11 protein-coding genes and 1 tRNA gene are annotated in these 11968 nt (G+C 64.1%); 6 read left to right on the top strand and 6 right to left on the bottom strand.

Translation table 11 applies throughout. The features are described from left to right. The first annotated feature begins 16 nt into the window (after positions 1 to 16). Together mazG and Q4543_RS14255 are read left to right on the top strand one after the other, a co-directional pair. On the top strand, positions 17 to 829 hold the full coding sequence (gene mazG / locus Q4543_RS14260) for a nucleoside triphosphate pyrophosphohydrolase (RefSeq protein WP_303439143.1): 813 nt from the start codon (positions 17 to 19) through the stop codon (positions 827 to 829). A gap of 82 nt (positions 830 to 911) precedes the next feature. Beyond that, positions 912 to 1913 carry a Fe(3+) ABC transporter substrate-binding protein gene (locus Q4543_RS14255; protein ID WP_216005549.1) on the top strand — a complete coding sequence of 334 codons (1002 nt, stop codon included), beginning with the start codon at positions 912 to 914 and terminating at the stop codon, positions 1911 to 1913. A 176-nt stretch (positions 1914 to 2089) separates the two neighbouring features. Here Q4543_RS14255 and Q4543_RS14250 read toward each other — a convergent pair whose 3' ends face one another. The 5 genes from Q4543_RS14250 to purC all read right to left on the bottom strand — a co-directional run bounded on the left by Q4543_RS14250 (position 2090) and on the right by purC (position 7368). Continuing rightward, entirely contained in the window at positions 2090 to 3424 is a 1335-nt protein-coding gene (locus Q4543_RS14250) for a sigma-54 dependent transcriptional regulator (protein ID WP_216005548.1), read from the bottom strand. 40 nt (positions 3425 to 3464) lie between these two features. After that, positions 3465 to 5231: an ATP-binding protein gene (locus tag Q4543_RS14245; protein ID WP_216005547.1), complete on the bottom strand. Its 1767-nt coding sequence runs from the start codon at positions 5229 to 5231 to the stop codon at positions 3465 to 3467. Between the two features lie 37 nt (positions 5232 to 5268). Next, on the bottom strand, positions 5269 to 5937 hold the full coding sequence (purQ, locus tag Q4543_RS14240) for a phosphoribosylformylglycinamidine synthase subunit PurQ (protein ID WP_303439137.1): 669 nt from the start codon (positions 5935 to 5937) through the stop codon (positions 5269 to 5271). A 352-nt stretch (positions 5938 to 6289) separates the two neighbouring features. Next, positions 6290 to 6520 (bottom strand): phosphoribosylformylglycinamidine synthase subunit PurS, encoded by a 231-nt coding sequence (gene purS / locus Q4543_RS14235; protein ID WP_216005545.1) that lies wholly within the window; start codon positions 6518 to 6520, stop codon positions 6290 to 6292. 86 nt (positions 6521 to 6606) lie between these two features. Further along, complete coding sequence (purC, locus tag Q4543_RS14230) at positions 6607 to 7368, bottom strand: phosphoribosylaminoimidazolesuccinocarboxamide synthase (RefSeq protein WP_216005544.1); 762 nt, start codon at positions 7366 to 7368, stop codon at positions 6607 to 6609. 161 nt (positions 7369 to 7529) lie between these two features. Between purC and Q4543_RS14225 the strand changes: the two genes are divergently transcribed. Then, positions 7530 to 7844, top strand: a complete 315-nt coding sequence (locus Q4543_RS14225) for a DUF1476 domain-containing protein (RefSeq protein WP_216005543.1) — start codon at positions 7530 to 7532, stop codon at positions 7842 to 7844. 203 nt (positions 7845 to 8047) lie between these two features. On the opposite strand, the gene Q4543_RS14220 is transcribed toward Q4543_RS14225, so the two are convergent. After that, a complete protein-coding gene (locus tag Q4543_RS14220; protein WP_303439132.1) occupies positions 8048 to 9319 on the bottom strand; it encodes an ATP-binding protein in 1272 nt (423 codons plus the stop codon). 43 nt (positions 9320 to 9362) lie between these two features. Here Q4543_RS14220 and Q4543_RS14215 point away from each other — a divergent pair, with 43 nt between their 5' ends. From Q4543_RS14215 to Q4543_RS14205, 3 genes are all read left to right on the top strand, one after another. Beyond that, positions 9363 to 10283 (top strand): MBL fold metallo-hydrolase, encoded by a 921-nt coding sequence (locus Q4543_RS14215; protein WP_303439130.1) that lies wholly within the window; start codon positions 9363 to 9365, stop codon positions 10281 to 10283. 74 nt (positions 10284 to 10357) lie between these two features. After that, positions 10358 to 10432 (top strand) — tRNA-Asn (locus tag Q4543_RS14210). A gap of 370 nt (positions 10433 to 10802) precedes the next feature. After that, on the top strand, positions 10803 to 11810 hold the full coding sequence (locus Q4543_RS14205) for a hypothetical protein (protein WP_303439128.1): 1008 nt from the start codon (positions 10803 to 10805) through the stop codon (positions 11808 to 11810). The last annotated feature ends 158 nt before the right edge of the window (positions 11811 to 11968 follow it).

Raw genomic sequence — 11968 nt, 5'->3', positions numbered from 1 at the left:
AACACGAGGGAAGTCCATGAGCGACGATCTGGTTCACGATCCAAAGGGCGGCATGCCGCGGCTGGTTGAAATCATGCGGCGGCTGCGCGATCCGCAGACTGGTTGCCCGTGGGATCTTGAGCAGGATTTCGCCAGCATCGCGCCCTACACCATCGAAGAGGCCTATGAGGTCGCCGATGCCATCGAGCGCGAGGCTTGGGACGAGCTGAAGGGCGAATTGGGCGATCTGCTGTTCCAGTCGGTGTTCCACGCCCAGATGGCAACAGAGCGCGGATTGTTTGATATCGACGATGTGGCCAACACCATGTCCGACAAGATGGTGGCGCGCCATCCGCATGTCTTTGGCGAGGAATCCAACGACAAGACCCCCGAGCAGCAGACCGCCGACTGGGAAACCATCAAAGCCGCCGAGCGCGCCGCCAAGGCGGAACGCGGCGTGCTTGACGGGGTGGCGATGGGGCTTCCGGCCCTGCTGCGCGCGGTGAAGCTGCAAAAGCGCGCGGCGCGGGTCGGGTTCGACTGGCCGTCCACCGACGAGGTCATCGACAAGGTGATTGAAGAGGCGCAAGAGCTGCGCGAGGCCACCGACCCCGACCACCGCGCCGAGGAATTCGGCGATCTGCTGTTCGTGATGGCCAACCTTGCGCGCCATCTCGACATCGACCCCGAGGCAGCCCTGCGCGCCGCCAACGCCAAGTTCACCCGCCGCTTTGGCCATATCGAAACGGCATTGGCCGCCGAGGGGCGGCGCCCCGAAGACAGCACGCTGGCGGAAATGGATGGGTTGTGGGACGCCGCCAAGCGGCTTGAGAAAAGCGCGAAGCTCTAATTTTTCACGACACGCCTTGACCTGATCTTTTTTGTCAGGCTTTAACTGCGCCATGTTTTTACGCAGACCCGGAGTCGACTCGATGCAAAAAGCCCTCCCCGTCATCGCCCTGCTTGCGGCGGCCCAGCCCGCGCTGGCCGCCGAGGTGAACTTGTATTCCTACCGCCAGCCCGAACTGCTTGCACCGCTGACCGAGGCCTTCACCAAGGCGACCGGCATCGAGGTCAACGTCGCCTATCTGAGCGACGGCATGGTCGAACGGCTTCAGGCCGAGGGCGATCGCTCGCCGGCGGATCTGGTGTTCACGGTCGACGTGTCGCGGCTGGCGGCGATCGTCCACGCCGGTGTCACCCAGCCGGTGACCAGCCCGGTGCTCGAAGCCAATGTTCCGGCGCAGTATCACGCCCCCGATGGCAGCTGGTGGGGCCTGACCACCCGCGCCCGCATCGTCTATGCCAGCAAGGATCGCGTCGATCCCTCCGAGGTGACGAGCTATGAGGATCTCGCAGATCCGAAGTGGCGCGGACGGCTGTGCACCCGGTCCGGCACCCACCCGTATAACGTCGCGCTGGCGGCCGCGCATCTCTACCATCATGACGAAGAGACCACCAAGGCATGGCTCGAAGGGCTGAAGGCGAACCTTGCCCGCAAGCCGCAGGGCAATGACCGGGCACAGGTCAAGGCGATCTGGTCGGGCGAATGCGACATCGCGCTTGGCAACACCTATTACATGGGCCAGATGCTGTCCGATGACGAGCAGAAGGAATGGGCCGAGGCGGTCAACGTGCTGTTCCCCGTCTTCGAGGATGGCGGCACCCACGAGAACATCTCGGGCGTTGCGATGACCAAATCCGCGCCCAATCGCGACAACGCCCTGAAGATGATGGAATTCCTGACCTCGCCCGAGGCGCAGGAGATCTATGCTCACGCCAACTTTGAATACCCTGTTGCGCCGGGGTCCGAAGCGGATGATCTGGTGAAAAGCTGGGGCAGCTATGAGGCCGACCCGGTCAACCTGATGGCGCTGGCCGATCGTCGGGCCGACGCGCTGCGCCTCATCGAAGAGGTCGATTACGACGGCTGACGATCCCGCCCCAAGGCGAGAGCGATAGGACCGATTTTCGGCGGCGGTGCGACATGCGCCGCCGCCGCTGTTTTGATGATGGGGTGCGCTGACGACAGCTTATCCGGGCCGAACCGGGCGGGCTCGCCCCATCTTGCCGCCGTCTGAAAGCCGGGCGCCGCGCGCCCGGCCCCAGATCACAGGTAATCGGCCCGCTGCAGCGCGTATTTCGCCATCTTCTCGTTGAGCGTCCGGCGCGGCAGGCACAATTCATCCATCACCGCCGAGATCGAGCCCTTGTGCCGCCGCATGGTGTTGTCGATCAGCATCCGTTCGAAGGCCTCGACATATTCCTTGAGCGGCTTGCCCTCGATGGTCATCACCGGCTGCATGTCGTCGTGATCGTTCATCAGCAGCGATGCAATGGTGCCCTGCCCGCGCCGCGATTGCAGTACCGCGCGCTCTGCCAGATTGATCAGCTGGCGCACGTTGCCCGGCCAAGGCGCCTGAAGCAGCTGCGCCGCCTCCTGCGCGCTGACCTGCGGCGCGTCGCATCCGTATTCGTCGGAATAGCCTTCGGTGAACCGGGTGAACAACGTCAGGATATCCTCGCCGCGTGCCCGCAGCGGCGGCACTGTGATCTTCAGCGCCGCAAGGCGGAAATACAGATCCGGGCGCAGGGCGTTTTCGCAGGTGCGCCCCTCGTCCTGAAGATTGCAGATCGCCACGATGCGGGTTTCGGGCGGCGTGCCCTGATCGTTGATCGCCGAGAGCAGCCGCGCCTGCGCGCTGTCGGACAGCGATTCGATATCCTCGAGCACCAGCGTGCCATTGCGCGCTTCTTCCATCGCCGGAAGACGGCTGTCATCGTCCTGCATCGGCCCGAAGAGGCGGCGCGTCAGCGCATCCTCGTCCATCGCCGCGCAGGAGATCAGCACGAATTTCTTGCCCGCCCGGCTGCCCACCGCGTGCAGCGCATGGGCGATCAGGGTCTTGCCGGTGCCAGTCTCGCCCTCGATCAGCACGTGGCCATCCGCCTGCCCAAGGTCGAGCACATCCTCGCGCAACCGCTCCATCGCGCCGCTTTGCCCGATCAGTTTGCTCATCATCTGGCTGCCATCGGACAATTCGCGCCGCAGGGCACGGTTGTCGAGCGTCAGCCGCCGCGCATTGGTCGCCTTTTTCGCCAGTTCCGACATACGGTCCGGGTTGAACGGCTTTTCAAGGAAATCGAAAGCGCCGATGCGCATCGCCTCGACCGCCATCGGCACATCGCCGTGGCCGGTGATCATGATCACCGGCAGCGCGCTGTCACTGCCCATCAGCTTGCGCAGGAACTGGATTCCGTCCATTCCGGGCATCTTGATATCGGAAATCACGATTCCCGGATAATCCGACCCCAGCGCGCCAAGCGCTTCCTCGGCGCTGGCAAAGGTTTCGGTGTCATAGCCCGACAGCGCCAGCCACTGGCTGATCGACTGTCGCATGTCCTTTTCGTCATCGACGATGGCAATCTTCATGGCCTTGGTCATTCTGCGTCGTCGCCTTTCTCTGCCTGTTGCGGGGGGCGGGTCATTCCGCCGCCTGGGCCCCGTCGTTCAGGATGGGAAGTTGCATTTCGAAAACCGCACCGCCTTCGGATCCGTTCCGCGCCGTGAGCCGGCCGCCCAGATCCGCGACGATCCCCGAGCTGATCGCAAGGCCAAGGCCGGTGCCGTCGCCGGGTTGTTTCGTGGTGTAGAAGGGTTCGAAGAGCTTGTCGAAATCCTCGATCCCGTGTCCATTGTCGCGCACCGAGAGCACCGCCGTTTCGCCGCCCGCAAGAATGATCTCGATCTCGGGCTGTGCTTCGGATTTGGTGGCGTCGATGGCATTGCGCAAGAGGTTGACCAGAACCTGTTCGATGCGCATCTGATCGCCCATGACCCGCACGGATTCCACCGGCAGGATCTTCGAGATCCGCATCCGGCGCGCCTTGAGCTGCGGTTCCATCATCGACATCGCCGAGGCCAGCGCCCCGGCCATATCGACCGGGGTCAGCCCATCCTGCCCCTTGCGGGCATAGGATTTCAGCTGCCGGGTGATCGCCCCCATGCGTTCGATCAGATCGTCGATGCGGTGAAAGGCGGTCATCGCCTCGTCAGGGCGGTTGCGACGCAGCAGCAGCCGCGCCCCCGCCAGATAGGTCTTCATCGCCGCCAGCGGCTGGTTCAGCTCATGGCTGACAGCCGCCGACATCTCGCCAAGCGCGGCCAGCTTGGAGCTTTGTTCCAGCGTCTGCTCTGCCGAGGCGAGGCTTTGCTGCACCTTCTCGCGCTCGGCGATTTCCCGTTGAAGCCGCGCGTTCAGGCGACGCAGTTCAAGCGATTCACGCTGGAACAGCGCCATGCGCAGCGCCGTGCGGCGGCTGAGCGCGTAAAACGCCAACGCCGCCAGCAGCGCAAAGCCCATGATTTCCAGCGCAAGCACCGCGTTGACCCGCTCGCGCACCGACGAATAGGTGGTGAAGGTCGACATGGTCCAGCCACGGAACGGGATGCGCCCGTCGACGCGCATCACCGCTTCGCCGCGCAGATAGGCGTCGGGCGGCAGCGCCGTCCAGTCGGCGGTGGCCTTTATGGCGCGCTCGATGGCGCTTTCGGGGGATTGACGTTCCAGCGCCTCGTCCATGGTGCGGCCGCGCCAGCGCGGTTCGGTCGCCAGCACGATGGTGCCAGAGCTGTCGAGCACCGCCACCGCGTCGGAAATCCCCGCCCAGGCGCGTTCGAACTTGGCAAGATCCACCTCGACGACGATCACCCCGACGGTGCTGTTCATGCTTTCGACGCGGCGGCTGTAGGTAAAGCTGTAGCCCCCCGCCTCGCGCGCCTGCGTGGTGAACACCGTGGTGTTCGAGCGCAGCGCATCGACAAAATGCGGCAGATTGCGGTGCTGTTCGCCCAGCCGGTTGCGATCGGTCGCGGCCACCGTGCGCCCGTCGCGGTCAAGCAGCATCAGCGATGCCGCGCCGATCTCGTCGATATACGAGATCAGCCTCTGGGTGGACTGGCTGAAATCAGAGGAATTGAGCGCCCCGATCAGCGCCGGATCCCGCGCCAGAAGCTGCGGCACGATGGCGTTGCGGCGCAGTTCCGACAACAGGTTGCCGGAATACAGCGCCAGCCGCAATTCGGACCGGTTGCGGGTGGATTCGGTGAACCGGTCGGTCAGCGTCAGGTTGGTGACCCAGATCGTCGCCACAGCGAAAACCACCAGAACGACAAGCGCAATCCGTACCCGCCAGCCAAGCGGGCCCTGTCGTCGTGGTCGCAAGATCTGATCCCGTGTCCTGTTGGCCATGCCGCGCAGATTACGCTGCGCGGGCGGCGGCCTCAAGTCATGCGCTGGCAAGCTCGGTGGTCAGATGGGCGAAAAGGCGCGCACCATCGGTGTTGCCCTGCAGCGGATCGCAGGCCCGTTCGGGATGCGGCATCATCCCCAGCACCCGGCGGTTTTCCGACAGGATGCCCGCGATGTCGCGATCCGACCCGTTCGGATTGTCGGTGTAGCGGAAGGCAACGCGCCCCTCGCCTTCCAGCAGATCCAGCGTCTTGGCATCGGCGGTGTAATTGCCATCGTGATGGGCGATCGGAACCTGAATCTGTTCGCCGGCCTCGTAGGCGCGGGTAAACACCGACTGGCTTTCCGCAACCGACAGCCCGACGGTGCGGCAGATGTATTTCAGCCCGGCGTTGCGCAGCAAGGCGCCCGGCAGAATGCGGGTTTCGGTCAGCACCTGAAAGCCGTTGCACACGCCAAAGACATATCCGCCGCGCTCGGCATGCGCCTTGACTTCCTGACAGATCGGCGAGTTTGCCGCGATGGCGCCGCAGCGCAGGTAATCGCCGAACGAGAACCCGCCCGGAATGCCCACGATGTCGATGCCTTGCGGCAGCGCCGTGTCCTTGTGCCACACCATCTGAACATCGAGCCCCGCCTGGCGGAATCCGATCGCTAGATCGCGGTCGCAGTTGGACCCGGGGAAGACAATGACGGCAGCTTTCATGGGCGGTCTCCACTGGCCGACAGGCGGCCCGGTTGCTGTTCTGAACGCGGCGCGCGACCCACCGCCGCGAAACCTGCGCAGGCCGGGAACGCGGCGCGGCGTCCTGTGCGGCCTTGCGATCCCTTAGCCGTCTTTGCCACGAACATCAATCCGCTCGCCGCCGTCTTGCGCCGGGCATTTCGCTGCGCGCGAAATCCCGGCCAGCGCATGGCCCAGACACGCGCCCACGCCCCGGGGCCAGCGCGGCGCCAGAAGGCCAGGTCGCTCATGCCATGCCAAAACGCCCCGAAAGAAACCATTCGGGGCGCTCAGAGCCGGTCATTCCACTGTCTCTTCCGAAGACGTCAGCGTCTCAGGCCAGTTCGATGGCATAGCTTTCGATCACCGTGTTGGCGAGCAGCTTTTCGCACATTTCGGTGACATCGGCCTCGGTCGTGCCCTCGGCCAGATCGAGTTCGATCACCTTGCCCTGACGCACACCGCCAACCTTGTCGAACCCCAGACCCAGCAGCGCATGACGCACTGCCTCGCCCTGCGGATCGAGAACGCCATCCTTGAGCATCACGTGAACCCGAGCCTTCATGGCACTCTCTCCATCGCTTGCGAAAGGCACATGCCTTTCATCTTTCCAGAAATTGCAGGTGACGCCCGCCAGGGGCGCCGCCTTGATCAGTTGATCAGCGTGGGCTTGCTGACATGGGTTGCCTGACGCGGCATCACGCCAAGGCGCTGCGCCACTTCGGTATAGGCATCGGTCAGCGAGCCCAGATCGCGGCGGAACACATCCTTGTCGAGCTTCTTGCCGGTTTCGATGTCCCACAGGCGCATCGAATCGGGCGAGATCTCGTCTGCCACGATCAGCCGCTGGAAATCGCCATCATAGACGCGGCCGATTTCGATCTTGAAATCCACCAGCTTGATGCCGACGCCATACATCAGCCCGGACAGGTAATCGTTCACCCGCAGCGACAGGCTGAGAATGTCGTCCATATCCTGCTGGCTGGCCCAGCCAAAGGCGGCGATGTGCTCTTCGGTGACCAGCGGGTCGCCCAGCTTGTCGTCCTTGTAGCAGTATTCCACGATCGGACGGGGCAGCGGCGTGCCTTCTTCGAGACCCAGCCGCGAGGCAAGCGAGCCAGCGGCAAAGTTGCGCACGATGATCTCGAGCGGAATGATCTCGCAGGCGCGCACCAACTGTTCGCGCATATTCAGGCGCTTGAGGAAGTGGGTCGGCACGCCGATGTTGTTCAGCCCGGTCATGAAAAATTCAGACAGGCGGTTGTTCAGCACACCCTTGCCTTCAATCACGTCCTTTTTCTGGGCGTTGAAAGCGGTTGCGTCGTCCTTGAAATACTGAACGATGGTCCCCGGCTCGGGGCCTTCATAAAGGATCTTTGCCTTGCCTTCGTAGATCTTCTTGCGGCGTGCCATGGGACTCCTTTCAGGGGGACCGGCAGCGAAAACACGTTGCGTCCTCGAGGCCCTATAAATCATGCCTCGCCCGGTCGCAAGCGAACGGTTTCAGTTGCGCATACACACCCCTGTGCAATAAACCTTATATCGTTTGATAACGATTGGGGAGAGAGACCGACATGACCACATTCGACGATCGCGAAGCCGCATTCGAGGCCCGTTTCGTTCACGATGCAGACCTGAACTTCCGCGCCGAGGCGCGTTGCAACAAGCTGCTCGGGCTCTGGGCCGCAGAGCTGCTCGGCAAGCAGGGCACCGATGCCGATGCCTACGCGCGCGAGGTCGTCAAGGCCGATTTCGAAGAAGCCGGCCATGAAGACGTGGTGCGCAAGCTGGTTGCCGACCTTGGTGGCAAGGCCAACGCCGAAGAGATCCGCCAGCGCCGCGCCGAACTGCTGGTCGAGGCGCGCGGTCAGATCCTGCTAGAGAGCTGATCGCCCCGCACGGTCCTTCCGGCGGCTTTGAACCGCTTGGAACGACCGCCAAGGTCAGTGCCAGAGACAGGCGGGCGCCAATGCTCCGAACCGCCTCCTGCGCTCGTGGCGATTGGTTTGGGCATCGCAGGCGCCATGATCTAGCCTCGGCGGGGTGTCAGGTGACGCGCGGGTTGCCGCCGGAGCAACCTCACCATGCGCCCCTAGCGTGCGATGACGATGTCCGCCCGCAGCCCCCCAAGCGCATCGCTTTTCCCCAGCCGCAAGATACCGCCATGTGCGCGCGCCACATCCGCCGCGATGGCCAGCCCCAGCCCCACGCCAGAGCCCTTGTCCTGATTGCGCGCCGGATCGAGCCGCACGAAGGGGCGCAGCGCATCGCCGCGCTGTTCGGGCGCGATGCCCGGGCCGTTGTCCTCAACCCGAAAGCGCAGGCTGCGCTCGGTAAGCGCCACAGACACCTCGCAACGCGTGCCATGGCGCACCGCGTTGCCCACGAGGTTTTCAAGCGCGCGGCGCATGGCGCCGGGTTTGAGCATGACCTCTCCGCTCCCCTCGACCTCGCGCAGCACCACGGCGCGCCCTGCCCTTTGCGCATCCTCGACGATGTGGCGTAGGAACTCCGCCGGATCGACCGGCTCGGCCTCGCCGGACTGGCTGTCGCCACGGGCAAAATCGAGAAAGGCGTCGATCAGCCCCTGCATGTCTTCGACGTCGCGTTCCAGCGGCTCGCGATCCTCGTCGTCAAGCATTGAAATGCCAAGCCGCAGCCGCGTCAGCGGCGTGCGCAGGTCGTGACTGACCCCCGACAGCATCAGGGTGCGCTGCTCTATATGACGCTCGATCCGGTTGCGCATGTCTAGAAAGGCGCTGCCCGCCGCCCGCACCTCGACCGCCCCGGCGGGCGAATAGGGCACGCTGCGCCCGCGCCCAAAGGCCTCGGCTGCTGCCGCCAGACGCGTGATCGGCCGCAACTGGTTGCGCAGATACAGGAACGCGATCAGCGTCATGACAACGCCGAACACCATCATGTTCACGAACAGCTGGTGCGCATTGGTTGGGGACGCCCTGCGGCGCGGAAACCCGATCTTGACGATGCGATCCCCCTCGCGCAAATACAGCGTCACGGTGAAATCATCGGGCAGCAGGATGCGGTCGACCCCCGGCACCGCGTCGCGCAGCGTGCGGGCCACCACCAGCCCCGAGAAATCATACCAGCGCCGCTCATCCCCCTCCGGCATCGCCGCGACGTCGCTGACCTCGAGCTCAAGCCGCGCCGCAAGCTCGGGCTCCACCAGCACGAGGCGGATTTCGCGCGCTAGCTCGCGGCTCATCTGTGACGAGACGCCCTCGAAGTGGCGCTGCACGAACACCACCGAGACCACCAGTTGCAGCGTCACCACCGGCAGCAACAGGATCAGCGCCGCCCGCCCGTAAAGACCGCGCGGCATATAGGATTTGAGCCAGTCGAACATCCGTGTACCCTTTGCGCCGGACCGATGACAGAAAGCCCGACCGATGCAGGACCCGCAAGCCGAATTCAATCCCGTTCCCGGAAAGGCCGACTGGCTCGCGCCCGGTCTGCGGCGAATCCTTGCGCCGAATCCCTCGCCCATGACCTTTCGCGGCACCAACAGCTATATCCTCGGCGAAGACGAGGTCGCGGTGATCGATCCGGGGCCGGACAACGCCGAACATCTTGATGCCCTGCTGGCGGCGATCGGCGGCGCGCGGGTTGCAGCAGTGCTGGTGACCCATGCCCATCTTGACCATTCGCCGCTGGCGCGCGCGCTGGCGCAGGCCACCGGCGCCCCGGTCTGCGCCTTTGGCGATGCGCTGGCGGGCCGATCGCCGATCATGCAGCGCCTTGCCGCGAGCGGCCTCGCTGGCGGCGGCGAAGGCGTCGATGCCGCCTTCGCGCCGGATGAGGTGCTTGCCGACGGCGCCACCCTGTCGGGCGACGGCTGGGCGCTCGAAGCGCTGCACACGCCGGGGCATTTTGGCAATCACCTGTGCTTTGCCTGGGACGGCACGCTGTTTTCCGGCGATCTTGTCATGGGATGGGCAACCTCGCTGGTATCCCCCCCGGATGGAGACATCGCGGCCTTCCTGTCCTCGCTGGACAAGCTCACCGCGCGCGACTGGTCGGTGCTGCACGCCGGGCACGGAGCGCCGGTGCCCGCGCCATCCGAGCGCATCGGCTTTCTGGCAAACCACCGACGCGCGCGCGAAGGCCAGATCCTTGACGCCCTCACCCATTGCGGCGGCAGCGCAGCATCGATCACGGCTCGAATCTACACAGGGCTGTCCCCGGCCCTGCTGCCCGCAGCAACGCGCAACGTTTTTGCCCACCTCGTCGATCTGTCGCTTCGCCAGCAAGTGACGTTTGCCGGAGAGCTGTCTGAAAACGCTTATTTTTATGGAGCCACCGCGGCGTGACGAGAAAAATGGAAAAAACTGCTGAAAGCCTCTGGACCCCGTCAGTCGCGGTTGCTATACGCCCCCTCACAAGTTCCGGCGTAGCTCAGCGGTAGAGCAGTTGACTGTTAATCAATTGGTCGTAGGTTCGATCCCTACCGCCGGAGCCAAAAATCTCGCAAGAGACTGATTTGGCAAAAAAACCACTCCCTCGGGAGTAGTTTTTGCGTTTCTGATACACAAACCAGTACACAAAGTCGGGCACAGACCCGTGCACGGGCGCGACTCCGAGGATGCCCTGGAAGTTTTCGGAGGCAGCCGCGTGGCCGGATTCGCACATACCCCCCACCTCGAAAACGCCCCTCGGGCTATGCTTTCCGCCGCCGTATCCCGGCGAGAACTGTTGAGATATCGAACCTTGATCAAAGTTCTGCGCTCTGCCTCTCGCTGCGAACCGACGTCCTCTCCGAAGCGAGACCCCTCGTTCGCGCCCTGACGACGCTCACGGACCGGGGTTTCGCCATGATGGCGGAGAGACGCATGGCCCACCTCGGCGCAGACAGCCTGACCCTGCTGACAGAACTGGCGCGCTGCCAGATCGCCCTGCACGAGGAATCCCGCGCAATGGCCGACCCACGCTCGGAAGAGGCCGCCAATGCAGCTGCCGCGGCCGAGCGGGCCACCCAGGCGGTGCTGCGGCGCGCGCTCGCGCTCGACGACAGCACCACCGAATGGCGCGCGCTCGCACATGAAGCCCTGAAGGTCCTGCTCGACGTCTCCCGTGAGCGGGAGTGCCGCGAGACCGGCCTGTATGATGAACCGACGCCCGCCTTCCGCTCTGTGATGGCTGAGAGATCTGTTTCGGATGCTGCCGTTGTGCCCACGGTTTCCGCACTAATGACAGTTCAGGCCCGGACCGTCCCGGCAGCTGTCGCATCGACCGCGAGTTCCATCGCAGTGCCGACTAAGCCGGCAGCCACCGCGCCGGCCGAAACCAAGACAGCTGCCCCACTTCAGGCGCCGACCATCCCCCCGTCGGCGCAAGCCGACGCTCCTACAGCAACGGCGGAAGCACCTGCGCCGACATCCGGGACCTCGACGTCGGTTGTTGCGGGCGACGATGAAGAAACCGCGTTCCGGTTCAAGCTGCGTCCCCCGCTCCTGGAAAACATCAACCTCCGGGATCTCTCGCCCGAAACGCGGGAGGTCCTCAGAGCGAAGCCACGAGGCATCACGCTTCTCGAGGGGATCAGGCTCATGAAGGAACTCAAGATCGCCGGATACGGCGACGACTTCTCGGTCGAGCAGACCGGAGATGAGGAAGCCGGCAAGAAATGGAAGTCCGGCAGCGGCAGCAAGGCGAACGTCGCAGAAAAGTTCTGGGTGGAGTTCGTCGAAGATGTCCCGTTCGAAGACGTAAATCGGGATGACATCCGCGACGCGCTGAAAATTCTGCCCCAGCAGCCCTTTCAGCATTCCAAGGGGAAGAAGTTCGTCGCGGAATTCGGCTTCAAAGCACTGGTCGAGGACCTTGAAGCCGAAGAGTAACGCCTTGAAAAGCGGGCGCTGAGGCTGCTTGCCCTGCAGGGCAATGCAACCGAAGCCGACCGGGAGAAGGCCGCTCTGGACGACTGGTCAGTTCGGTGCCGTTGTCGCTGACAATCATGCCCGGCTTGCCACGCCGTTCGATCAGGGCGGCAAGTTCA

The organism is Salipiger sp. 1_MG-2023, from assembly GCF_030547555.1.
Classification (GTDB): Bacteria; Pseudomonadota; Alphaproteobacteria; order Rhodobacterales; family Rhodobacteraceae; genus Salipiger.
The sequence above is the reverse complement of the archived record's forward strand: the minus strand, read 5'-3'. Positions and strand labels throughout refer to the sequence as shown.